At 65.1% G+C, this 24,794-nt stretch carries 18 protein-coding genes; 7 read left to right on the top strand and 11 right to left on the bottom strand.

The features are described 5' to 3' along the window. Positions 1-150 precede the first annotated feature (150 nt). Complete coding sequence (locus RBA40_RS25840; protein WP_306651084.1) at positions 151-2,118, top strand: PQQ-binding-like beta-propeller repeat protein; 1,968 nt, start codon at positions 151-153, stop codon at positions 2,116-2,118. 148 nt (positions 2,119-2,266) lie between these two features. Here RBA40_RS25840 and RBA40_RS25835 read toward each other — a convergent pair whose 3' ends face one another. Next, positions 2,267-5,431, bottom strand: a complete 3,165-nt coding sequence (locus RBA40_RS25835; protein ID WP_306651083.1) for an error-prone DNA polymerase — start codon at positions 5,429-5,431, stop codon at positions 2,267-2,269. Positions 5,432-5,522: 91 nt separating this feature from the next. Here RBA40_RS25835 and RBA40_RS25830 point away from each other — a divergent pair, with 91 nt between their 5' ends. From RBA40_RS25830 to RBA40_RS25820, 3 genes are all read left to right on the top strand, one after another. After that, positions 5,523-6,320, top strand: a complete 798-nt coding sequence (locus tag RBA40_RS25830; protein ID WP_306651081.1) for a PhzF family protein — start codon at positions 5,523-5,525, stop codon at positions 6,318-6,320. A 95-nt stretch (positions 6,321-6,415) separates the two neighbouring features. Further along, positions 6,416-8,800, top strand: coding sequence for a TonB-dependent receptor plug domain-containing protein (locus RBA40_RS25825; protein WP_306651080.1), 2,385 nt, complete (start codon positions 6,416-6,418; stop codon positions 8,798-8,800). Between the two features lie 132 nt (positions 8,801-8,932). Then, the gene (locus RBA40_RS25820; RefSeq protein WP_306651079.1) at positions 8,933-9,487 is read left to right on the top strand and encodes a hypothetical protein; all 555 of its coding nucleotides are present in this window, start codon (positions 8,933-8,935) and stop codon (positions 9,485-9,487) included. 217 nt (positions 9,488-9,704) lie between these two features. On the opposite strand, the gene RBA40_RS25815 is transcribed toward RBA40_RS25820, so the two are convergent. The 5 genes from RBA40_RS25815 to RBA40_RS25795 all read right to left on the bottom strand — a co-directional run bounded on the left by RBA40_RS25815 (position 9,705) and on the right by RBA40_RS25795 (position 15,049). Then, entirely contained in the window at positions 9,705-11,048 is a 1,344-nt protein-coding gene (locus RBA40_RS25815) for an ATP-binding protein (protein ID WP_306651078.1), read from the bottom strand. Then, positions 11,045-11,707 (bottom strand): response regulator, encoded by a 663-nt coding sequence (locus RBA40_RS25810; RefSeq protein ID WP_306651076.1) that lies wholly within the window; start codon positions 11,705-11,707, stop codon positions 11,045-11,047. Before RBA40_RS25810 ends, RBA40_RS25815 begins: the two co-directional genes overlap by 4 nt. Positions 11,708-11,749: 42 nt before the next feature. Next, the gene (locus RBA40_RS25805; RefSeq protein ID WP_306651075.1) at positions 11,750-13,273 is read right to left on the bottom strand and encodes a DegQ family serine endoprotease; all 1,524 of its coding nucleotides are present in this window, start codon (positions 13,271-13,273) and stop codon (positions 11,750-11,752) included. A gap of 308 nt (positions 13,274-13,581) precedes the next feature. After that, a complete protein-coding gene (locus tag RBA40_RS25800; RefSeq protein WP_099875755.1) occupies positions 13,582-14,037 on the bottom strand; it encodes an Hsp20 family protein in 456 nt (151 codons plus the stop codon). Positions 14,038-14,473: 436 nt separating this feature from the next. After that, a complete protein-coding gene (locus RBA40_RS25795) occupies positions 14,474-15,049 on the bottom strand; it encodes a hypothetical protein (protein WP_306651073.1) in 576 nt (191 codons plus the stop codon). Positions 15,050-15,449: 400 nt separating this feature from the next. Between RBA40_RS25795 and RBA40_RS25790 the strand changes: the two genes are divergently transcribed. The 3 genes from RBA40_RS25790 (at position 15,450) to RBA40_RS25780 (ending at position 18,861) form a co-directional block, all read left to right on the top strand. Beyond that, positions 15,450-17,378 carry a M61 family metallopeptidase gene (locus RBA40_RS25790; protein WP_306651072.1) on the top strand — a complete coding sequence of 643 codons (1,929 nt, stop codon included), beginning with the start codon at positions 15,450-15,452 and terminating at the stop codon, positions 17,376-17,378. Between the two features lie 204 nt (positions 17,379-17,582). After that, on the top strand, positions 17,583-18,491 hold the full coding sequence (locus tag RBA40_RS25785; RefSeq protein WP_306651071.1) for a sensor domain-containing diguanylate cyclase: 909 nt from the start codon (positions 17,583-17,585) through the stop codon (positions 18,489-18,491). Positions 18,492-18,510: 19 nt separating this feature from the next. Then, positions 18,511-18,861: a hypothetical protein gene (locus tag RBA40_RS25780; RefSeq protein WP_099875747.1), complete on the top strand. Its 351-nt coding sequence runs from the start codon at positions 18,511-18,513 to the stop codon at positions 18,859-18,861. A gap of 111 nt (positions 18,862-18,972) precedes the next feature. On the opposite strand, the gene RBA40_RS25775 is transcribed toward RBA40_RS25780, so the two are convergent. The 5 genes from RBA40_RS25775 to RBA40_RS25755 all read right to left on the bottom strand — a co-directional run bounded on the left by RBA40_RS25775 (position 18,973) and on the right by RBA40_RS25755 (position 24,351). Further along, positions 18,973-19,734, bottom strand: a complete 762-nt coding sequence (locus RBA40_RS25775) for an alpha/beta hydrolase family protein (RefSeq protein ID WP_306651070.1) — start codon at positions 19,732-19,734, stop codon at positions 18,973-18,975. Between the two features lie 145 nt (positions 19,735-19,879). Further along, positions 19,880-20,866 (bottom strand): hypothetical protein, encoded by a 987-nt coding sequence (locus RBA40_RS25770; protein WP_306651068.1) that lies wholly within the window; start codon positions 20,864-20,866, stop codon positions 19,880-19,882. Continuing rightward, positions 20,863-22,470: a cyclophane-containing peptide 2OG-Fe(II) oxygenase YhhC gene (gene yhhC, locus RBA40_RS25765; RefSeq protein ID WP_306651067.1), complete on the bottom strand. Its 1,608-nt coding sequence runs from the start codon at positions 22,468-22,470 to the stop codon at positions 20,863-20,865. The genes RBA40_RS25770 and yhhC overlap by 4 nt, the downstream gene beginning before the upstream one ends. Beyond that, positions 22,467-23,681, bottom strand: coding sequence for a radical SAM protein (locus RBA40_RS25760; protein ID WP_306651065.1), 1,215 nt, complete (start codon positions 23,679-23,681; stop codon positions 22,467-22,469). The genes yhhC and RBA40_RS25760 overlap by 4 nt, the downstream gene beginning before the upstream one ends. Before the next feature lie 247 nt (positions 23,682-23,928). Further along, positions 23,929-24,351 (bottom strand): hypothetical protein, encoded by a 423-nt coding sequence (locus RBA40_RS25755; protein ID WP_306651063.1) that lies wholly within the window; start codon positions 24,349-24,351, stop codon positions 23,929-23,931. Positions 24,352-24,794: the final 443 nt, after the last annotated feature.

The raw sequence follows: 24,794 nt of genomic DNA, 5'->3' as shown, positions 1-24,794 counted from the left end.
GCCCCTTTCCGAGCTCGCTTGCCGCGCTTGCCGCCTGCCTTCCCGCACTGTTTTCCGCACCTTTTCCCTCGTCGAAGCACCCCGCGCGCTTGCCTGCGATATATAATTTCCATTTATCAACTTTGCCAACCTGGCAAAACAAGGAATACGATGCATCGATTCACACGTTTACTCACCTGCCTGCTGGCACCGGCCGTGCTGGCCGCCTGCGGCGGCGGTGGCAATGGCGGCGCCAGCGACAAGCCGCCGGTCACCGTCGTGCCTGGCGACAAACCACCCGTCACTGTCGCCCCCGGTGGCGACTGGCTGACCATCCATAGCGCGGCGCTGGAGATCGGCATGGCCGAAGGCCAGACGAGCGCTTTCGGGATGGATATCTCGCTTTCCCGCACCCCGTCCAAGCCATTCAATCTGGGCCTCGTCGATGGCGGCGGGCTGATCGCCTCGTCCGAGGTGCTGGCCGGCACGGCGCGCCAGTACTCGGCCACCATGCGCAGTTCGAGCGACCTCCAGCCCGGCACCCACCGCAGCACGCTGGAACTGCGCGCCTGCGAAGATGATCCCCGGGTCTGCGCCAAGCCGCTCGAGGGTTCGCCCTGGCGCTTGCCGCTGACCATCAACGTCAAGCCGAAGACCGATACCAGCGGGCGCATGAGCTTCGCGCCGGCCATGGCCGAGATCACCATGCAGGCTGGCCAGGCGGCCAGCCTGACGGTCGAGGCCAGCACCAGTACCGTGCTGGGCGAGAAGGTCCATGTGGCGCTGATCGACCCGGCCGGCATCCTCGCCACGCCGCTCGCCGTGCGCACGCTGTCCGACAGGCAGTTCGCGGCAACCCTGGTGCCCGCCAAGGGCCTGGCGCCCGGCGTCTACACCAGCAAGCTGGAAATGCGCGCCTGCGCCGACGATGCGGCCGTGTGCCATCTGCCCTACGCCGGTTCGCCCTGGACGCTGGCGCTCAAGGTGACCGTCCTGCCCGCCGACAGCGTGAAACCCTTGCCGGTGCTGCCGCAACTGGGGCCATGGAGCACGTACCGGGGCAATCCGGCGCACACCGGCTATGTGCCGGCCAGCTTCGATCCGGCCAGCTTTGCGCTGCGCTGGCAGCGCCTGTTGGCGAAGGAGGATGGCTGGGCGACCGCGCCGGCCCACGATAACGGCCTGGTATTCCAGGGCGTGGTCACGTATCGCGGCGATCGCGCCGCGCTGGTCGCCATCAGCGAGGAGAGCGGCACCGAAGTCTGGCGCACCAGCCTGGGCCTGCCCAGCCCGGTCCTGACAAGCCACCTGAATCCGCCGGCCGCCGCCAACGGCAAGGTCTACCTGACCTCGACCAGCAGCGACGAGGCCTCGCTGTGGGTCTTCGAGCAGAAAACCGGCAAGCTGCTGAGCCGCCAGAAAATGGACACGCAGGGCCGCTATGCGCTGGCGCCGACCGTGGTCGGCGACACGCTGTATGCGCCGAACGGCAGCGCCGGTGGCTTGAGCCAGTTCCGCGCCGGCGGCCAGCAGCCCGCCTGGAGCAGCGCCCTGCCCGCTTTTGCCGACTGGACCCCGGCCGTCGATGCCAGCCATGCGTATGTCTATCTGGACGGGCGCCTGTACGCCATGGGCGTGGCTGACGGCCGGCTCGCCTACCAGGTGGACGATCCGGATCACCTGTGGCCCAGCTATAGCGGCGGCACGCCGGTACTGTCGGATAATCAATTCGGGTTTATCTCGGATAGCGGCCGTCTGGTCGCGTTCAACCTGGCCAGGCGCACGCATGCCTGGACGCTCCACGGGAAACGGGTGTCCACGCCGGCCTATGCCAAGGGCGTGCTGTACCTGTTCAACAATACCGGCAATGCGCTGGAAGCGTATGCGCCGGACTCCGGCAAGCTGCTGTGGACGGCGGCGAAGCTGAGCGACCCGGCCGACGCCACCTGGTTCGACCAGCTTGTCGTGACCGATAACCTGGCCTTCATCAGTTCCGAGGCCAGCACCCTGGCGATCGACCTGGCCAGCGGCAAGACAGTGTGGCGCTATGCGCTGGGGGGCAAGCTGTCGATCTCGGATCGGGGCATGCTGTATATCGTGAACAGGAGCGGACGGGTGGCGGCGGTCGGTTTGCAGTGATCCGCCACGGGCGCTAAAGGTCTTGCGAGTCAGAGCTCTGACCCTGGTTAGGAAATCTTTCGAATCGGAGGTGCTGACCCCGGTTACGAAACATTTCGAATTAGAGCTCTGACCCCGGTTGTGGGACTTTGCTGCTTTAGTTGTAGGACTAGCAGAAATCGCGGCTGCTGGTGTCGAGCCGGCCCATCAAGTGGCTCATGTCGACCAGGCGCTTGGCCACCAGATGCCGCACTTCCCCTTCCCGCTGCCACACGCCGTACACCCCCAGCAAGCTCGCTCCCAGCACTTCGCGCCGCTGTTGTTCCACCAGGGTCGGCCAGACGATCACGTTCACATTCCCGGTCTCGTCTTCGATGGTGACGAACAGCACGCCCTTGGCCGTCGCCGGTCGCTGCCGTACCGTGACGATGCCGCAGGCCCGCGCCAGTTGCCCTTGCTTGAACTCGTTGAGTTGCGCTGCCGGTAAAAAACGCTGGTCGAGCAGGCGCGCGCGCAGCAGCGCCAGCGGGTGCCGGCCCAGGGTCAATCCCTGCGCGCGGTAGTCGCCCACAATCTCTTCGCCTTCGCTCGGGGCATGCAGCAGCGGCACGTCTTCCTCGGGCGTCGTCGGACGCAGCAAGTCCTTGTCGGGCACCGCACCCACCGCTTGCCACAGCGCCTGGCGCCGGTTGCCGGCCAGCCCATGCAAGGCGTTGGCGCCGGCCAGCACCTGCAGGTCGTGCCGGTCCAGAGCGGCCCGGCGCGCGAGGTCGGCCACGCTCTCGAAAGCGCGTACGGCGCGCGCTTCTTCGATGCGCGCCGCCGACTCGGGTCGCATGCCGCGCTGCAGCGACAGCCCCAGCCGCACCGCCGGCTGCGCGCCCTCCCCCGCTTCCAGGCTGCAATCCCAGCCGCTGATGGCCACGTCCACCGCGCGCACCTCGATGCCGTGGCGGCGCGCGTCCTGCACCAGTTGCGAGGGGCTGTAGAAACCCATCGGCTGGCTGTTGAGCAAGGCGCACAGGAAGGCGGCCGGTTCGTGGCACTTGAGCCAGGAACTGGCGTAGGCCAGCAAGGCAAAACTGGCGGCGTGCGATTCGGGAAAGCCGTATTCGCCAAAGCCCTTGATCTGGTTGAAGATCGATTCGGCAAAATCGCGGCTGTAGCCGCGCCCCAGCATGCCGTTGATGATTTTGTCGTAGTATTTTTCCAGCCCGCCCTTGCGCTTCCAGGCAGCCATGGCGCGCCGCAGCTGGTCGGCCTCGCCGGCGCTAAAGCCGGCGCCGATCATCGCCACCTGCATCACCTGTTCCTGGAAGATCGGCACGCCCAGGGTGCGTTCCAGCGCTTGCTTCAGTTCTTCCTTCGGGTACACGGCTTGTTCGAGCCCCTGGCGCCGGCGCAGGTAGGGATGGACCATGCCGCCCTGGATCGGCCCCGGCCGCACCACCGCCACTTCGACCACCAAATCGTAAAAGGTGCGCGGCAGCATGCGCGGGAGCATGCTCATCTGCGCGCGCGATTCGATCTGGAAGACGCCCACCGTGTCGGCCGCGCAAATCATGTCGTAGGTGGCGCTGTCTTCGGCCGGGATGTCCTGCATCGAAAACACCGTGCCGCGCAGCTCGCCCACCAGGTCGAACGCGCGCCGCAGCACCGAGAGCATGCCGAGCGCCAGCACATCGACCTTCAGCAAGCCCAGTTCTTCGAGGTCGTCCTTGTCCCACTGGATCACGCTGCGCTCAAGCATGGTGGCGTTTTCGATCGGCACCAGGCGCGAGAGCTTGCCGGCGGCGATCACGAAGCCACCCGGGTGCTGCGACAAATGGCGCGGAAAGCCAAGCAGGCGCTGGGCCAGGGTAGCCCATTGCTGGGCCAGCGGGGAATCGGGGTCGAGCCCGCATTCGGCCAGGCGCTTGACCAGGTCGTCCTTGCTGTCGAACCAGTGGTGGGTCTTGGCGACCTTTTCGACGATGGCCAGGTCGACCCCGAGCGCCTTGCCGCTGTCGCGCAGGGCGCTCTTGGGCCGGTAGCTGATCACCACGGCGGCCAGGGCGGCGCGCGCGCGTCCGTATTTGTTGTAGATGTACTGGATGACTTCTTCGCGCCGCTGGTGCTCGAAGTCGACATCGATGTCGGGCGGTTCGTCGCGCTCCTTGGAAATGAAGCGCCCGAACAGCAGGTTGCCGCGCGCGGGGTCGACTTCGGTGATGCCGAGGCAGTAGCACACGGCCGAATTGGCGGCCGAGCCGCGCCCCTGGCACAAGATGCCGATCGAGCGCGCATGGCGCACGATGTCGTACACGGTCAGAAAGTAGGGTTCGTAGCGCAGTTCGCCGATCAGCTGGAGTTCGATTTCGAGCTGTTCCTGCACTTTCGCCGGTATGCCGAGCGCAAAGCGATGGTGCGCGCCGATATAGGTTTCGGCGCGCAGGTAGCCGGACGCCGTCTGCCCGGGCGGCACCAGTTCGTCCGGGTATTCGTAGCGCAGCTGGTCGAGCGAAAAGGTGCACAGGCGGGCGATGCGCAGCGTTTCGGCCAGGGCGTCGGGGCTGTACAGATTAGCCAGGCGCAGGCGCGCGCGCAGGTGCTGTTCGGCATTTTGGGCCAGCGCGTAGCCGCACTCGGCCACGGGAGTGTTGAGACGGATCGCGCACAGGGTGTCGTGCAGGGGTTTGCGCGAGCGCACGTGCATGCAGACATGGCCCAGCGCCACCACGGCCAGGCCGTGCTGCCAGGCGACTTCCTCGACCGTGGCGCGGTGCGCTTCGTCGAAGGCGCGGTGCAGCAAGGTCAATCCCAGCCAGGCGCGTCCGGGAAAGGTGGCGGCCATCCAGGCGGCCTGGGTGTGCAGGCGGTCGAGGTCGGCCGCGTCGTGGCCGGGATAGGCGGGCAGCAAAATCGCCAGGCAGTCGGGCATGCCGGCCAGGTGGGCTTGCGCCGCGGCGGGCGATGCCAGGTCGGCGGGCGTGAGCAGATAGGTGCCTTTGGCCGTGCGCGTGCGCGCCAGGGTGATCAGTTCGGCCAGGTTGCCGTAGCCATTGCGGTTGCTGGCCAGTAAGATCAGCGACAGGGCCGCGCTGCCGTCCTCATGGCGCAGGTGGAAGTGGGCGCCGATGATCAGGGGCAGCGCCGCTTTTTTGGCTTCGGCATGGGCCCGCACCACCCCCGCCAGCGAGCATTCGTCGGTGAGGGCCAGCGCCGCGTAGCCGAGCTGGACAGCGCGGGCCACCAGTTCCTCGGCGTGCGAGGCGCCGTGCAGGAAGGTAAAGTTGCTCAAACAATACAACTCGGCGTAGTCGGGCAGGCTGGGGGCGGGGGCGGCGGTACTCATGTGAAAAGATTACAATCAAATGTATTGAGGAAACTACTGTATGGAAACACAGTATCACCTTTGACCATTTTCTTACCAATTGGGAATAACTATGCAGGTGCATACGGTGCGCTGTTTTGGTGCGGCGGCGGGCCACGGCAATGTGGCGCTGGTGATTGAAGACGGTCCGGCCACGCCCGAGGCGCGCCAGGCGTTTGCGCGGGCCCAGCCGCATCCGGCCTGCGTGTTTCTCGACCCTGGATTACAGCGATACTGGTTCGCCGATTATTACTATCCGCACGCCAGGAGTCCCCTGTGCCTGCACGCCACCCTGGGCGCGGCGCAGGTGCTGTTCGCACGCGCCGGGCAGGCGGAGCAGGACATCGTGCTGGCCACGGCAATGCGCGGGCAACCCTTGCGCCTGTGCCGGCAGGGGGACGATTTTTTTGTCGCGCTGCAGCCCCAGGGCGTGCCCGAGGTCGCTGTCGATGGCGCGCTGGCCGCCTGGCTGCTGGACCAGCCTGCATTGAGGCTGGCGGCAGCGCCCGTGCTGGCCTCGGTCGGCAGTCCCAAGCTGCTGCTCGAAGTGCTGGACCGCGCCACCCTGCACGCGCTCCGCCCCCCGCTCGATCGCATCCTGGACTGGGGCCGCGCGCATGGCGTGAGCGGCTGTTACGTGGTGTGCCGCAGCGGGGACGACACCTATGAAGGACGCAACTTCAACCACCTCGATCCTGCCATGGAAGACCGCGCCACCGGGGTGGCGGCCGGCGCCCTGACGGCCCACCTCGGCCGCGCCATCACGCTGCACCAGGGTGGTGCACTGGGTGCGCCCTGCCTGATCCGCACCCAGGTGGAGGATGGCGCGATTCTGGTGGGCGGACGGGCCGAGGCCGTGCCCGCCAATTGACAACGTTGTCATTGCACCACACCGCGCTGGACTGGTGCGGCGAAAATTGCATTAGAATCATTCACCTTTCGATAATAAAACCCGGAGACTGTCGCGTGTTCACCCCCACCACTTTACGTAGGTCCGTCTTGCTCGCTTTGTACGGCAGTGCTGCTCTTGCCGTGTACGCCCCCGCCAGCTTCGCCCAGTCGGGCCAGCAAGCCACCAAGGAAGAAGTCATCCCCAGCGTCAGCGTGGTCGGTTCGCGCCGCGTCTCGGCCACCTCCGCCACCGATACGGCGGTGCCGGTCGATCTGATTCCGATGACCCGCATGGCCGAGCAAGGCGGCCAGTTCGACCTGGCCCAGACCCTGACCTATATCTCGCCATCGTTCAATTCCACGCGCCAGAGCGGAGCCGACGGCGCCGATCTGGTCGATTCGGCCGCCCTGCGCGGCTTGGGTTCCGACCAGACGTTGGTGTTGATGAACGGCAAACGCCGGCACAGCACCTCGCTGGTGAACATCTTCGGCGCCCGCAACCGCGGCAATACCGGCACCGACATGAATGCGATTCCGCTCTTGGCGGTGAAAAACATCCAGGTGCTGCGCGATGGCGCCGCCGCCCAGTACGGCTCCGACGCGATCGCCGGGGTCATCAATATCGAACTGAAACGCTCGCTCGGCTGCGAAACCGTGTTCGGCGCGGGCCAGTATTCGGCTGGCGATGGCGAGAATATCCTGGCGTCGGCCTACTGCGGCGTGGCCGTGGCTGGCGGCGTGGTCGGCATCACGGGCGAGTATCTCGACCGCGACCGCTCGAACCGGGCCGAAGCAGGCAGCCTGCGCACCATCGGCGACAGCAAGGTCCAGAACCAGACCCTGTACCTGAACGGCGACATTCCCCTGGTCGACGGCAAGCTGTACTTCACGGCCGGCACCCAGAAGCGCGACGCTTCCTCGGCCGCCTTCGGCCGCGGTGCGGACCAGATTCCGACCCGCAATGCGCAAGCCATGTACCCAAACGGCTTCGCGCCATTCATCAATGCCGACATCGACGACCATTACGGCACCATCGGCTATCGCGCCAAGCTGGGCGAGTGGAATGCGGACTTTTCGCAGACCTACGGCTACAACAAGATGCATTACAACATCAGCAATACGCTCAATGCCTCGATCGCCAACCTCGACCTGATCAAGGGCGGCAAGGGCGTGTCGGCCTCGCAGTTCGACGCCGGCGGTTTCGCGGCCACGCAGCTGACCACCAATGCCGATGCCAGCCGCTTCTATCCGAACATCCTGAGCGGCATGAACCTGGCGTTCGGCGCCGAGTTCCGCAAGGAAAACTACGAAATCTTCGCCGGCGAAGCCGGTTCCTACAACGATGTCGACGGTGCCGGCTTCGGGGGCGATCCGGGCAGCCAGGGCTTCCCGGGCTTCCGTCCGGCCGACGCGACCGACCGCAGCCGCCACAGCGTGGCCGCCTACGTCGATGTCGAGACCGATATCACCGAGCGCCTGAAAGTGCTGTCGGCCGTGCGCTACGAAAAGTTCAGCGACTTCGGCAACAGCGTGACCGGCAAGCTGGCCGCCGCCTTCAAGGTCAGCGACGGCGTGCTGGTGCGCGGTTCGGCCAGCACGGGTTTCCGTGCGCCATCGCTGCAGCAAGGCTACTTCTCGTCGACGTTTACCGAGTTCGTCAACGGCAATCCGGTCGATTCGGTGTTCGCGCCGAATGGCGGCAACGTGGCCAATGCGATCGGAATTCCGAAGCTGAAGGAAGAAAAATCGGTCAGCTTCACCCTGGGCGGCACCTGGACCCCAACCCCGACCACCTCGGTCACGGCCGACCTGTACCGCATCGCCATCGATGACCGCATCGTGTTTTCGGGCCGCTTCGACGCCGATAACTACGCCCCGATCGTGCCGCTGCTGAGCACCCTGGGCGTGGGCGCGGCCCAGTTCTTCGTCAATTCGATCGATACCAAGACGCAAGGCCTGGACCTGACCGTGTCGAACCGCAGCGAAGTGGCGGGCGGCAAGCTCAATACCTTCCTGGCCATGAACATCAGCAAGACCGAAGTGACGGGCGTGAATGCGCCGGCCGCGTTCAAGGGCTATGAAGAGGTGCTGCTGTCCGAGCGCGAGCGCCTGTTCCTGGAACAGGGCGGACCGCGGCGCAAGGCGACTTTGGGCTTCGAGTATTTGCTGGGCAAGGTCGGCACCGATTTCAAGGTGATCCACTTCGGCAAGCAAACCCTCGGTACCTGGTCCGGCCCTCCGACCCCGAACCAGGTGTACAAGGCCAAGACCTCGGCCGACCTGAGTTTTACGTATAATTTCAGCGACAAGACCAAGCTGACCCTGGGCGGCGCGAACATTTTCAGTGTCAAGCCGACCGAGCAGAATCCGGACGAGACCGACAATGGCTTCAAGTATGAGTCGGTCCAGTTCGGCATGAATGGCGCCTCGTACTTTGCCCGCCTGTGGCATAAGTTTTAAGCGAAGCGGCATCTAGGCAGGCAGCTACTCAGGTAGCTGCGTGGCAAGGGGCAGACATGGTCTGCCCTTTTGCATTATTGTGTCGGCTGGCCCCTTGGTGGGCAGCCCTGTGATTGTTGAAAAGGATGAAGAATGAAACCAACTTACGCGCTGGCATTGGCCACGCTGCTCGCCTGCGTGCCGCTGACGCGTGCAGGCGCAGCCGCTCCCGCCGCTCCTGCCGCTCCGGCCGCCTCGGTACCGGTGACGGCGCCCGATGCGGCCCGGGTGCAGGCCGTGCAAGCCATGCTCGCTGCCATGCAGTCGGAAAAGATGATGCGCTCGGTGGCCGGTGCGAGCCGCTATGCGAATGAAGAGCAGCGCGCCAGCGTGTTCGCCAAGCTCGACAAGGTGCCGCCGCAGCAGATTTATCAGCGTCTGGCGACGCCCGTGGCGCGCGTGATCGGGGTGGAGACGGCCAATGAATTGACGGCATTTTATGCGTCGGATTACGGCAAGCGCTTGTTGCAGCAGACCTATAACAGCCGGGCCAGCATGTTCCCGCCGGAACCTCCGGTGCCGAATGCGGCCGAGAAGAAAATGCTCAAGCGGCCCGCGCTGGTGCAGGCACGCAAGGAGCTGGCCGGTGCCGATGCGACCATCCGGCATGAGGCGTTTGTGTTGTTGCAGGCGATTATTAAAAAGTAAGCTGGCGCGCAGGGTCCTCGTTTCTTGGTTGGACGGCTACCTTCGCTCCGGCGTTGCTTAACTCTAGCGTTGCCTTAACCCCGTCGTTCCCGCGCAGGCGGGAACGCATGCGTTCCCCCCAAGTTCGTTCAGTAGCAGGCGGCTCGGCAAAATTGGGTTCCCGCCTGCGCGGGAACGACGGTTTCAAGGTTGGAGGTCTGCCCCCGGTTTGTCCCGGTTAGCCGGCGTCGGCCTTGCTCCCCGCGGGGAAGTCGATGCGCACGCTCAGGCCGCCCAGTTTGGCCGATTCGCCCAGGCTCAGCCTGGCCCCGTGACGCTCGGCAATCGCCTTGATGATCGCCAGCCCCAGCCCGCTGCCGCTGGCCTCGCTGCCGGCGATGCGGTAGAAACGGTTGAACACCCGCTCCCTTTCCTCGGCCGGAATGCCCGGTCCGCTGTCCTCCACCACCAGGCTGGCGAGCTTGCCCTCGCCGCTCACGCTGATATCGACCGTGCCGCCGGCCGGCGTATATTTCAAGGCGTTATCGACCAGGTTGCGCAGCATGATCATGAGCGCGTCCGGCTGGCCCGCCACCTGCACCGCATCGGCACGCGTGAGTCCCAGGTCGATGCCGCGCGTCTGCGCCGCGCCCGCCAGGTCCGACAGCGCGCGCCGGGCCAGCTCGGCCAGGTCGACCGGCTGCGTCTTGACCCCGCTGGCCGCGCTCGCTTCCTGGCGCGCCAGCACCAGCAATTGCTCGACCAGCCGGGTGGCGCGCTCGATGCCGGCCGTCAGGCGTCCGATGGCCACCCCGCGCGCTTCCGGGCTGTCGGCCCGCTCCAGGCTCAGCGCCTGCAGTTTCAGCGCCTGCAGCGGCGTGCGCAGTTCGTGGGCGGCGTCGGCCACGAAATGCTGCTGGGCGTCGAACGCGGTTTTCACGCGCCCGAACAAGAGGTTCAATTCCTGCACCAGCGGCAACACTTCGTCCGGCAGATCGGCTTCCGACACGGGCGAGAGATCGTCGGCCTGGCGCGCCGCCACCTGGGCGCGCACGCGCGCCACCGGTTGCAGCGAGCCGCTCACCACCCACCACACGACCAGCATCAGGATCGGCATCATCACCGCGATCGGCCCGACCGTGCGCAGCGCCAGGTTGCCGGCCATGTTGCGCCGCACCGCCATGTCCTGGGCGATCTGCAGGGTCTGGGTACTGGTTTGCACCGAAAACACGCGGTAGGTGGTGTTGTTGGCCTTGATGTTGGAAAAGCCCAGCACGGCGTGCTGCGGCAGGCGCGCGCGCGATACCGTGCGGAACACCTGCACCCCGTCCGGCGTCCAGACCTGCACCATCAGATCATTGTTTTCGGCATCCGCTTCGACATTGGCGGCCGCTTCGGTATTGGCCAGCGGCGTGCTGGAACGCAGCGATAGCGCCATCTGCTGCATGTGGTAATCGAAAATCTGGTCGGCGTCGGACAGGGCCGTGCGGTACGCGATCGAGGCTTGGGCAACGGCGGCAATACTGATGGCCGCAAGCAAAAACCACAACAGGCGGCCGCGCAGCGAGTGCGCCAGGGTCATAGCTTGGGCACCATGTAGCCGACCCCGCGCACGTTCTGGATCAGTTCGCTGCCGAGCTTCTTGCGCAAGCCGTGGATGTACACTTCCACGGCATTGCTGCTCACTTCATCGCGCCAGCTGTACAGCTTTTCTTCCAGCTGGGCGCGCGAGAGCACCACCCCGGGACGGGCGATCAGCGCTTCGAGCACCGCCCATTCACGCGCTGACAGGGTTACGGCGGCGCCGTCGACCATCACTTCGCGGGTGGCGGGGTTGATGCTGATGGCATTGTATTCAAAGATCGGTTCGCCGCGCCCGGCGGCACGCCGCAGCAAGGCGCGGATGCGCGCCAGCAGCTCGTCGAGGTCGTAGGGTTTGAGCACGTAGTCGTCGGCCCCGGCGTCGAGGCCGGCAATGCGCTGTTCAACCGCGTCGCGCGCGGTCGCCACCAGCACCGGGGTGCGGTCCTTGCGCGAGCGCATGGAGCGCAGCACTTCCAGGCCATCCTTGCGCGGCAGTCCCAGATCGAGCAGGACCAGGTCGTAGCTTTGCGACTGGCGCAAGGCCGTGTCGGCCATTTCGCCATCCTTGACCCAGTCCACCGCGTAGTGCTCGGCCCTGAGCAGGTCGAGCACCACTTCGCCGATCATCGTATCGTCTTCCACCAGCAGCAGCCGCATCACTTCCTTCTTTCTCGAACCGGCGGGCGGAACAGGGCACGATTACCCGATCCGCACCGGAATGAAGATTCTGTCATTACCGCGCTGAATCAGCAAGGCCACCGACTTGCTGGCCTTGCCCACCACATCGCGCACCTGTTCGACCGAATTGACGGTACGGCCATTGACGGACAGTAAAACATCGCCCGGCTGCACCCCGGCATTGGAGGCGGCGCCGCCCGCATCCTCGATCACCAGGCCCGAGGCGATGCCGGACTGGCGCTTCTCGTTGGGGTCGAGCGGACGCAGGGCCAGGCCCAGTTTCGCGCTCTGGTCGGCGCCGGCGGCCGGTTCGCGCTCGTCCTGCGCAATCTTGTCGCTGGCATTGGCCAGGCGCGCATCGATGCGCACGATCTTGCCGTCGCGCCAGACGTCGAGGCTGACCTTGTCGCCCGGCTGGGCCACGCTGAGCATGGCCGGCAAGTCGCCAGAAGCAATGATCGGCTGGCCGTTCAGCTTGCGGATGATATCGCCCGACTTGAGGCCCGCCTTGTCGGCCGCGCCGCCTTTTTCCACGTTCGACACCAGCGCGCCTTCGGGCGAGTCGAGCTTGAAGGAATCGGCGAAGCCCTGGTTCACTTCCTGGATTGCTATGCCGAGCTTGGCATGCTGCACCTTGCCGGTGGAAACAATCTGGTCCTTGATACGGTACGCCACATCGATCGGGATGGCGAACGACAAGCCCATGTAGCCGCCGGTCTGGCTGTAGATCTGCGAATTGATGCCGACCACTTCACCCTTGGTGTTGAACAGGGGGCCGCCCGAGTTGCCGGGGTTGACCGCCACGTCGGTCTGGATGAAAGGCACATAGCTGTCGTCGGGCAACGAGCGGCCCTTGGCGCTGACCACGCCGGCCGTGACCGAGCTGTCCAGGCCGAACGGCGAACCGATCGCCAGCACCCACTCACCAACCTTGAGATCGCTTGATTTACCGATTGGCACGACCGGCAGGTTCTTGGCGTCAATCTTGAGCACCGCCACATCGGTCTTGGGGTCCGAGCCGAGCACCTTGGCGCGGTATTCGCGCCGGTCCTGCAGCTTGACCGTGACTTCCTTGGCGTCGCGCACCACGTGCGCGTTGGTCAGGATGACACCGTCCGGGCTGATAATGAACCCGGAACCGGCGCCAAAAACGGGCGTGTCGCGTTGTTGTCCACGAGGCATCTGCGGCCCCTGGAAGCGACGGAAAAATTCGAAAAACGGGTCGTTCTCGTCAAACTGCGGAGGAACGCGGCCGCGCTGCTGGCCCATGGCCGTCTTGGTGCTGCCCATCACGCGGATGTTGACAACGGCCGGGCCGTTGCGCGAGACCAGCGCGGTGAAATCGGGCAGCACGACGCCGGCCGCGACCGGCGCGGGAGCGCCTGCATTGACGGGCGCGGCAGGCGCGGCGGCGGCGGCCGAGGCGACTGCATTGTTATGGTTGACCGCGATCGCACCAACCGCTCCCCCAATCGCGCCGGCGGCGGCAAGGGCAAGCGTGAGACGCTTAGCGGTGATGACAGTGATGGCACCTTCGTTATGCATGGACGTACTCCTGGTTTGAAAGGATATGCTCAGTGACTGTGTGGTCAATGAGGCTTGTTGTTGTTTACTGATTCGTTTTCTGCTTCGTTTGCTGCTTCGTACCAAATACTCTTTTTGTGACCACCTGATGCCTGGCCGATGATGTAATGATGCGGCAGCAGACTTAGGGTTGTCTTAATTTCACCTCCCGTGCGGCACGTCGTTTCAGATAGTGGGGATGGCCGGACCGCACGTGGAACGGGGCGCCCCTTGCTGCGGGCGCCCCGGTGTCACTTAGCTCAGCTCGCTACAAGCCGGGCTGAGCCTGGTCAGGCCGCCTGGCGCTGCTCCAGCACCTGCACATTGTCGCCACCGTCGATGACGATCTTGCGCGGCTTGAGGGCCTCGGGCACTTCGCGCACCAGCTCGATCGTCAGCATGCCGTTGTCGAACGATGCGGTGGTGACCTTGACGTGATTTGCCAGCTGGAAGCGCTGCTCGAAATCACGTGCCGCGATGCCGCGGTGCAGGTAGGTGCGCTGCGTGTCCTCTTTCTGCTTGCGGCCGGTGATCTGCAGGCTTTCGCGCTCGGTGATGATCTCGACTTCCGAGCGGTCGAAGCCAGCCAGTGCCATCACAATCCGGTACTTGTCTTCGCTCACCAGTTCGATGTTGTATGGCGGATAGCTGGGCTGCGCGTCGGCGCGCTGCGATTCCAGCATGTTGGCCAGACGGTCGAAGCCGATAGCGGAACGATAGAGAGGAGTCAGGTCGAATGTACGCATGATAAATATCCTTTTAGAAGTTAAGCGATAAGTTGACGGACCTCCGTGGAGCATCCGTTGAATCCAATCTAATGGCGCCGGCAAGGGTTTTCAAGGCCTTGAAAAATACGATTTTTTGCCCAATGCACCAAAAAATATTTTGAAAATGTGGGCTTGCGGCAAAAACGATTCAGTGTCCAGGCGCTGACCGTGGGCAACGCTGGCAGGAAGCGGCAAGCGCCACGGCGACAGCGCTTGATGGTGCAAACGGTGCGGCGGATGGGGCGGATGGAATGCGGCGGATGGGGCGGATGGAATGTGGCGGCTGCGGCTGCGGATGCGGATGCGGATGCGGATGCGGCAAGGTTACGGCAAGAGGAAGCGCACCGGAATCGCCATCGCCCGTGCGAGGATGGTCCGGCGCATCAGGCAGCGCGGCAGTGGGCACCAGGCCGCGTCAGTCGAAGGCGCAGTCTTCGCCCATCTTGTCGGCCGCGCGGCGGTGGCGCTCGGCGCGCCGTTCGTACTGCTGCGCCGCCTGGACGTTCACGTGCTCCACCACCGCCAGCGCGCTGCGCAATGCGTCCGACATGCAGCGCGCTGCGGCGGCCATGCTGTCGGCGGGCGTGGCCGGTTGCGGCTGTCCCTGGCGCGCTGCGCGCTCGATGCGGGCCCGCAACATCGACGCGCGCAGCCAGCCCGCATCGCCCGGGCGGCGCACGACCAGTTCGCGCCACGCATTGCGCCCATCCCCGGCAATGGCAAGCGTCAAGCCGCGCGGCGAGACGCTGCGGCCGCGGTGCATGATGGTGTCACCAACCACCTCGGCGTATTCGGTCCGCCCTTCAAAACTCATGCGGATCTTGGTTGTATCCGGCAGGAACAAGCACTTCCACTGATACCCTTTTGCGGTACCGTCGGCCATGGCGCGCGACGCGCGCGCCGTCTCGGCCGCCAGCCAGGCATCGATGGCCATGCCCAGGGCCTCATCGACGGAAACGTTGCTGCCGGTGGCATGCAAATAGGCAACCAAACGTGCCAGCGTTGTGTCTTTTACCGGCGCGCCCCCTGCGGCAAATGTTCTCGTTTGACTGTCTATTTCTGTCTCGTTTTGTCTTATTTTGTCTTATTTGGACAGCGCCGGGGTGTGTTCGTTCAAACCAGACAAAATAAGACAAAATAAGACAAAACCAGACAGCGAAACGAGACGGTTTGCCGCAGGGGGAGCGCCATGAATAGGGGCAACTCCCCGCCGTATTCATAACGATTTGCAACTCGCAGCGCCCCCGCGCGGCACCGGAATGCCGCGGTGGGAATGTCATTTGTTTTACCGGCGAACGCGGCAAGTACCGTCGATGCAATGCTTTCGGTAAAATCAGGTTCGCCTGCGAATACCCGCAGAAATTGCTGATCTTTATCGTATTGACGCTCCCATGCCTCTTCCGTTTCGCCGCTTTCTGCCGTCCGCCATTCCTGCCGCCTGCGCGCTGACCCTGCTGGCCACGCTGGCCACGCTGGCCATGGCTGCGCACGCCGCCGTGCCCGCCCCGCGCGACCTGCCCTACCCCGGCACCATCGTGCTCAAGGTCGACGCCACCAATGTCGGACAGCAGATTTTCCGCATCCGCGCCACCATTCCGGCGGCGCCGGGTCCGCTGACCCTGCTGTATCCGCAATGGGTCCCGGGCAATCACGGCCCCAGCGGACCGCTGAACCAGCTTGCGGGCCTGCGCCTGTCGGCCGGCGGCAAGCCACTGGCATGGACGCGCGATCCGGTCCAGGTGCATGCCTTCCATCTGACCGTACCGGAAGGCGCCACCGCGGTCGAGGCTGAATACCAGTTCCTGTCGCCGGTCGAGCCGGCGCAGGGCCGCATCACGATGACCAGCGAGATTCTCGGCGTGCAATGGCAAGCCATGACCCTGTATCCGGCCGGCTACTTCAGCCGCCGCATTCCCGTGCAAGCCTCGCTCAAGCTGCCCGATGGCTGGCAGTACGGCACCGCGCTCGACACCGCCGCGCGCCGCGGCAACGACATCAGCTTCAAGCCGCTGGACCTGGAAACGCTGATCGATTCGCCCGTGTTCGCGGGCCGCCATTTCCGCCGCATCGACCTCGATCCCGGCGCGGCCGTGCCGGTGCACCTGAACATCGTGGCCGACAATCCGGAGAGCCTGGAGGCCAAGCCGGAACAGATCGCCGCGCACCGCGCGCTGGTGAAGGAGGCCGCCAAGCTGTTCGCTTCCCACCATTACAAGCATTACGATTTCCTGTTTGCGCTGTCGGACGAATTCGGCGGCATCGGACGCGAGCACCACCAGTCCAGCGAAAACGGGGTCAAGCCCGGCTACTTCACCGACTGGGCCAAGAGCGAAGCGGGACGCGACCTGCTGCCGCACGAGTACACCCACTCCTGGAACGGCAAGTTCCGCCGTCCGGCCGATCAAGATGTGCCCAACTTCAACGTGCCATTGCAGAACAGCCTGCTGTGGGTGTACGAAGGCCAGACCCAGTACTGGGGCAATGTGCTCGCGGCGCGCTCGGGACTGGTGTCGGCGGCCGGCATCCGCGATACCATCGCCGCCTACGCCGCGCGCTACGACCGCGTGCAGGGACGCGCCTGGCGCACCTTGCAGGACACCGTCAACGACCCGATCGTGCAGGCGCGCCGCGCGCTGGGCTGGAGCAACTGGCAGCGCAGCGAAGATTATTACGTCGAAGGCATGCTGATCTGGCTCGACGTCGATACCCGCATCCGCGAACTGTCCGGCGAGCAGCGTTCGCTGGACGATTTCGCGCGCGTCTTTTACGGCGTCGACAATGGCAGCGTCGGCCCCGCCTATTACCAGTTCGACGACGTGGTGCGCACCCTGGCATCGGTGCAGGCGTTCGACTGGGCGCCCTTCCTGCGCGCCAAGCTCGACAGCAATGCCGCTGGCGCCCCGCTCGACGGCCTGGCCCGCGCCGGCTGGAAGCTGGTCTACACCGACACCCCCACCGAGATCATCAAGGGCCAGGAAGAGCGCAACAAGATGACTGACTTCAGCTATTCGCTTGGCTTTTCCGTCAAACACGATGGCGCGATCGATGGGATCGAATGGGATGGGGTCGGTTTCCGCGCCGGGCTGTCGGGCAACAGCACCATCGTGGCCGTCAACAACCGCGCCTACAAGCCGGAAGTGCTGAAAGCGGCCGTGAAGGCCGCGCGCGACGGCAAGTCTGCGCTCAACTTGCTTGTCAGGAAAGGCAGCAATTTCCGCACCGTGGCGCTCGATTATCAGGGCGGTTTGCGCTATCCGCGCCTGGAACGCATTCCTGGCAGCAAGGACCGGCTCGATGCCATCCTGCAGCCGCGGCGCTGAGCTGGCGCCGGAGCACGCGAAAACCACACTCCGGCGGGCCGGCGCGAGATTGTTTGCGGCATTGCTGTCAATGCCGGCCGACACTGGTATATTCTGAAGCATTGCCGTCGAGCACGGCTTCCTGAAGCCGTCCCAATGAGCACGAGCATCGAGGTAGCGCAGGGCTAGGCGCAGGCAATCGCGCAGCTGTCGGAGGAAAACGCCTTGCTGCGCGAGGAGCTGCGGCGCGTGCGCGAAGCGGAGCGCACCTTGGGCGCGCTGCTCGACAATGCGCCGGTGCTGATCTCGGCCAAGGGGCTCGACGGCACGGTTCTCATGGCCAGCCGCCACTTCGAGATCCTGGACGGCTACGATGCGGCCGCCTTCGTGGGCCGCAAGGTATTCGACCTGTTCCCGCCCGACATTGCCGAGCAGCTGTGGCGCAACGACCAGCGCGCCGCCGCCGAACGGCGCGCCATCCACGAAGAAGAAACCGTGTACCACCGCGACCAGACCCTGCACACCTACGCCACGGTCAAGTTTCCCTTGTTCGACGACGACGGCGCCGTGATTGCCACCTGCGCGGTGTCGACCGACATCACGGATGTGCGGACGGCCCAGGCCGACAGCCTGACCGACGAATTGACAGGGCTCAAGAACCGGCGTTATTTCAATATGCGTTTTGTGGAAGAGCAGCGGCGCGCACAGCGCGACCAACGCCTGCTGACCTTGCTGCTGGCCGACGTCGACCGTTTCAAGGGTTACAACGACACGCACGGCCATCCGCAGGGCGACGTGGTGCTGGGCTCCGTGGCGCAGGCGATCCGGCGCACCCTGAACCGGCCCGGCGACCTGGGTTTCCGCCTCGGCGGCGATGAATTCGCCTGCCTGTTTACCGCCCACAGCGAAGAGGAAAGCGTGGAGATGGCCGAGCGCATCCGCGCGGCGCTGGCCGCCGAGGCCATCCCCCACCTGGCCAACGATCCGTATGGCACGGTGACCTTGTCGATCGGGCTGGCCTTCCTGTATCCACACGATGCCGAGGATGCGCTTGCGCAAGGTGCGGCGTACGAACGGGGCGACCAGGCGCTGTACCGGGCCAAGCACAAGGGACGCAATACCGTTTCGCGCTGATGGTGCTATGCTGCGCCCTATGACTACCGATACCGACATCCAGCTGAGCGGCCCGTTCAAGGCCAGTGACAGCACCAGCCGTTCCCACGACGTCAAGGCGATCCGCATTTTCGACGAAGGCTACGGGATTATTGACGTGTACGTTGACTTCGCGGCGCCGATTGACGGTGGGCTGTACAAGGACAAGGTCCTCGTCGGCAACATCATCGACCGCCTGCGCGCGCTGGGCTACGTGGGACCGAACTTTTCGCACAGCGACCCGGGCCTGCAGGACCGCAAGCTGATCGTGCTCGAAGCCCCCGAAGAATTCAGCGCCTTCGCCAAGCTCAAGGGCTGGAAGAACCTGGCCGAAGAATTCGACGACGAATAAACGCCGTCGTTCCTGACACGTCAATGCTTTGCTGCCGCTCGCTGTTAACTGCTGACTGTTAACTGTTAACAGCGGCAGCCCACCTGCCCTTTAAGGCCTTTTAAGGCCTTTTCAAGCGCTCACATAGCGCGCACTCCACGCCGCAATCATGCCGGCGACCCATACCGCATCTTCCCTGCGCGTGAGCAAATGATCGGCATCGTCGAGCGACACGAAACTCTTCGGATGCTTGGCCGCCTGGAAAATATGCAGCGCATTATCGATCCCCACGGTACGGTCGTGCGGCGAATGCATGACCATCAGGGGACGCTTGAGCTGGCCCGTGCTGACGTTCAGATTCTGCTCGGCGGCATCGAGCAAGAACTGGCGCTTGATGGTAAACGGCCGCCCGGCCAGCTGTACCTGCGCCTCGCCCTCGGCTTCGATCACCCCGAGCTGTTCCCCGAACAAGCCGCTGACATGCGCCGGATCGCTGGGTGCGCCCACGGTCACCACGGCGCGCACTTCGTCAATGCTGGCGGCGGCCGCCAGCACGGCGGCGCCACCGAGGCTGTGTCCGATGAGGATCTCGGGCGCCTTGAGCGCGCCGCGCATGAAAGCGGCGGCAGCCACCAGATCCTGCACATTCGATGAAAAATTGGTATTCGCAAAATCGCCTTCGCTCGCGCCCAACCCCGTGAAATCGAAGCGCAGCACGGCGATGCCATGCTCGGTCAGGGCCTGGGCGATGCGGCTGGCCGCAAACACGTCCTTGCCGCAGGTAAAACAGTGGGCAAACAGCGCGTACGCGCGCGCCGGGCCGTCGGGCGCGTCGAGTCTGGCCGCCAGCTTCTGGCCATCGGCCCCGGGAAACTCCTGTCGTTCGCTGTGCATCCATGCTCCTTGTAATTAATCCAGCGAGCATCTTACTCCGCGGATGGCAGGCGCGCGAGGCTGGGACCACGACCGGGCGTGATGCAGGCCTGTACGACAAGGGCGCATGCAAGCGCAGGGGGAGCGGCTGTAGGTCAGAGAGCGCTCATCCGATAGATTGGGCACGCATGGCATTGGCGAAGCGCAGCGCTTCCGGCCACAGGCTGCCCGGAAAAAATCCGGGCGACAAGGCCACTGTTGTCACGGCGGCGCGCCTGGGCAAGCCGCTCCCCGTCAGCAGCTGCGCCGCCTCCGCCATGGCGATGAGTGCATCGGCGTCCGCGACCTCGGAATCGCCATGTGTATCGTAGCGATTGCAAAATGCGTCGAGATCAATGTCCAGCAAGATATGGCCGTCGAAGGCGTGCGCCACCTCGAGCGCCGCCGCCAGGTTCATGCGATGGTAGGGGATGCCCGGCCTGGCGCAGTTCTGTTTCTCGACGCGGATGAAGCCGCTGTCGGGTGCGAGGCCGATCGCCAGCGATGCCGCGCCGCGCCCGCCCGCCTGGGCTGGCCCCGGAACGTGCAGCATCGCGTCGATGGCGGCGCTGCCGATCATGGGCGCGATGAAGCCGCCGATGCCGATATAGCCGCGCGTGGCGAAACGGCGCACGGTTTTCGGGTCGTCCAGTGTCATGACATCCGATCCGAGCGGTGCCAGGTACTTCCTTCGATCCGGATCCGGCAAGAGACTCGGGCCGTTCAAGTCGTCGTGCGCATCGATGTGGAGCAGCAGCGTTGGCCGCCCGTCATCCTTGAGCAAGGGAGCGCAGCACCAGGCTTCGAGCGCATGCGTATGCTCGAGCATGAGGGCGAAGCGCCGGCCGCAGACCGGGTCATCCTCGATCTGGCGCCAGTTCGCCATCTCGCCCGCTGCGATGCCGAGCTGGTCGAGCGCCGCCCGCGTCAGGTCGGCGTCGGCCGGGGCCCGTGCCACGTGCACCGACACCATCTCGACGAAGAACGTGCGCGCCGTTTCCCCAAGCAATTGCGGTGCGCGGTCGTGAAACATGCGCGCCAGATCGGCCATGACCGCGCTGGCATCGGCGCCCGCCGCACGCGGCACGGCAATCACCGGTGTGGACGCGTTCATATTGCCTCCCTGTCGGCGCGCGCCAGCAGCGCAAGGCAAGCCAGTTCGCGCCGCGTGACCGGCTCGCGCCGTCCATTCACGCCAGCAAGTTCAAGGATGCCCTGGTCCGTATCGTCCGCCAGGCCGCAGGCGCCCTCGGCGTTGGCCAGGGCGGCATCGTCGCACGCGGCAAACAGCCACGCCAGCCTCTCGGCTTCCTCGCCGGCGACGACCCGGACGATGGCCCGGTTTTGCTCGGAAAGATCCGCTTTCCAACCGTACAATCCCTGGGCGAAGGCGGCAACCCGCAGCTCGGCTTGCGCACCCTGTGCCGCCAGCCAGCCATCCATGCCGGACAAGTGGCCGAGCAAGGTCGTGGGGCCGCGCAACATCTCATCGCCCCCGCCGTCGCCGATGTACAGCCGCAATGCCTCGATGGCACTGTCGGCATGCGCCTCGCGGCGATCGGCGCCCAGGCGTTCGAACAGGGCGTCGAGCTCGGCGCGTACCGGCGTCGGAACATACGCACGGATGCGCCGATAGATGGCACGGTCGTCGTCGACCACCTCTTGCAGATGCCGCAGCCGCGGAAGCTGCTCGGCCATGTTGGCCAGGTACATGAGCAGCAGCGCGTCGACCTGGTCCTGCCCGGCGCCAAGCGCGCTGCCGTCGCGCTTGCGCAGGGCGGGATGGTGTGCCACCACGCTGTCCACCAGCGAGGCCGGAGTCATGCCGCAAAACAGCGCCACCAGCTGCGCCGCCGCCGGGCCCGCCAGGGCCTCCACTTGTGCGGGTTCGATCGTGGCCGTGGCGGCAAACCCTTCCGTTCCATACACGCTGTGCAGCAAGCCCGCCAGGCGCACCTCGAGCGGCGCGCCCCAGCGGTCGAGGATGCGCTCGACGCCCTTGAGGTGATCGAGAAAGCTGCCGTCGGAGTGGGGAAGCGTCGCCGCGCCCTGCTGCCGCAGGAAGGCGAGCACCTGTTCGCGTTGCGGCATGGCGACGTGCCGCGTCATCGCCGGGCTCGCACGGTCGTCGGCCCAGAACGAGAAGATCACGGTGTAGCGTGCCCAGTCATTGACCCGGGCGACGGCGTGAAACGAGCGCTCCGACATCTCGAAGCCGACGGCCCGGTTGTGGGCCGGTTCGATCACCGAATGCAGCGCCCCGATATCGTTTCCCGCAAGAAGCAACAATTCGCCGCCGCGCTCCGGTGTCCAGCCGCGGTTGAGCTGGACCAGCAAACGATGGGTTTCGCGCTCGCCGAGCGGCTCGTCGGTGTGAATGCCGATGGTTTGGCCGCTCACCAGCTTATGCGCCGTCACGCTGGCCCGGCCGCTCATCTTGCGCTTGAACGCGCTGGCGTAGCGCGTCGTGATCGCCGCCAGCGTTTCCGGAGCGAACAGGATGCGGCACTCTTCCGGCATCGACGTGGCCGTCAAGTCCAGCTCGTACTGCTCAAAAAAGGAGGCGGTATGCAGGCGCCAGCGCGCGCCTGTTTCCATCCATGCCAGCAGGTTCTCCGCCAACCGGTCGGGCAGCGTGCCGTCGCGGAAAAAGTGGGGGAACGGAGCGCGCGCGGTCTCGCCCGGGACCAGCCGTTCGGCAAGTTGCGCCGGGTTCATGCTGCTTCTCTGACGGCTTCCAGCGCGCCGGCCGGCGCGACGATCGTCATGTCGGCAAACAGCCGCGCCGACATGTGCGCAAGAATCGCCTTGATATCCTCGCAATAGACGGTCGGGTTGTCGAAGCGCCGCGCGGCCGACCAGCGCTGGCCCACATGCCCGCCGCCGCACGTCATCCGATGCTGGCAACTCTGGCACGTCTTCGGCAGCGTCAGCGACGCCTGCAACACCTCGCGCCACAGCGGATCGCTCTGGATGTCCTGCAAGCCGTTGTGAAAGACATCGATGCGGGTGCGCGTGAAACTGTCGCCGGCCGTGCGCAGCACGTCCAGCGGCTCGATGGCGCCGTCGGTCGCCAGCGTGCTCGTTGTGTTCGGCCCGAAGCCGATCGACTCGATCCGGCTTTCTTCGCCCAGCAGGCCGCGCACCAGGGTGTCCAGCAGCCGGATGCGCACGCCGCGGTCGAGCCAGGTGTCCCACCAGGCATCGAACAGGCCGATGTAAAAGGCGGCGATCGATGCCGGCGTGTCTTCATGGGTCGCATCCGGCACCAGGACATCGAAATCGCAAGCGCCGAGATCCTCGGCGAAGAAGCGGACCAGTTCGCGCGGGTCGGACGATGGTTCGCACACGCTGAGAAAGCCGGGTTCGACGCCGGCCGCGCGCAGTTGCCTCACGCCCGCGAGAATGGCGTCGAAGCTGCCCTGGCCACGAAAGCCGATGCGGCGGCTGTCGTTGACGGCGCGCGGCCCGTCCAGGCTGACGGTGACCCCGACATTCCAGCGGTGCAAGAGCGACGCCCAGTGCGCATCGACCAGCACGCCATTGGTGGTCACCGCCAGCTTGAGCTGGCAACCGTGCGCCGCTTCCAGCTCGCGCAGCTTGGCGCACAGCGCTTCGAAGCGTGCCGCACCGAACAGCAAGGGCTCGCCGCCGTGGAACAGGATGAAGAATGTCTTCAGCTGATGCTGGCGGATATGCTCGCCAAGCCGCATGAGAAAAGCATCCTCGGCTTCCAGGGTCAGCCGTTTTGGCGCGTCGAGCACGCTTTTATCGCGAAACCAGTAGCAGTAAGTGCAGGCCAGATTGCACCTGGCGGCGAGCTTGACGAGAATGTAGCTTGAGACGACCGACGATGTCGCCGTATCGTTGTTGGACAGGCAGTCGTAGAATGCCTTGAAGCGCTGCTGGGGCGCGTGGGTCACGAACATAGCGATGTCTCCCTCTATAGCGAATGCCGCTAAATAATGCCGCCAAATCAAGCTCCGTCATTCCCGCGCAGGCGGGAATCCAAGGCATCTTTGCTAAGCGACAGACCCTTGGATTGCCGTGGGAGCGCCTAGCCCTGCGCGGGAAGTCATCTGTGCCATTGGCAGAAATGACAGTTTTAAAATTGGTGGTCACAAAACGGCTTAACTTAACGCCATGACCCTCTACGTCGGGCAAGCCCGCCTTGCGTCATCGGCGAGGGGTTAAACGGTTCAGCATCCCGGCGTCGATGCCGGGGCTCACCACGGGGGCAAGTCCGGGCTGGGCCGGGTTGGCCACGCCGGGGATGAGCGGGCCGGGGTTGATCACAGGGTCGAGCAGATCCTGGGCAGGATTGGCCAGGGCCCGGTCGCGGTCGTAGTACTTGTCGTAGCCGGGGCTGGTGCGGTCGAAGCCGCGGTCATAGGCGGCCACCATCCCCTGGGGCGTCGTAATGGTGCCGCCCCTGGTCAGGCTGTCGAGCAGTCCGGACAAGCCCGGCTTCGTCGATTTCAGCTCCACCGACATGCCGAACTCGCTGCGAAGGCGTGCCAGGGTTTCGGGGCTGATATTTTGAAGGGTGCGCGCGTCCAGCACAACGCGCTCTTCCCCTGATTCGTTCTCTTCTGCCATAACGTCCTCCTGTGGTGAAGTGATGTTTCGAAGACAGCAGAATCGATCCTACGCCGGAACGGGGCCGCATCAATGCTATCGATTGTGCTAGTACTGAAACGCTTGCCACGCATTCCCGGCGCGCCATAGGAACGCCTGGCCGTGCACAACGACTGCGGGCGCTTGCGTGCCTTCGGCCCAACGCAGCGGCACTGGGTGAGCTGAGGGTCGCTTGCAAATGCGCGGTGTTGATACCGATCAAAGTAAACGTGGACCGCCTGTGCCACCGGGGGGCGGCAATCAGCCGGCACGGCACGCTGTAGCGCCGTCGGCCTGGCAACGGCATGACAGCGTCAATGGCGAATCGTCCGGATACCGGGCGCTTGCGTTGCGCGCTGCCGGGCCCCTTGGCGCATCGGGCGGCGCTCGAGGGCAAGCGGCCATGTCGCGGCTTGAAGGCATGC

Source organism: Massilia pseudoviolaceinigra, from assembly GCF_030846505.1.
GTDB classification, from domain to species: Bacteria; Pseudomonadota; Gammaproteobacteria; order Burkholderiales; family Burkholderiaceae_D; genus Telluria_A; species Telluria_A violaceinigra.
Note: the sequence above shows the minus strand (reverse complement) of the source record. Positions and strands in the feature narration are given on the sequence as shown.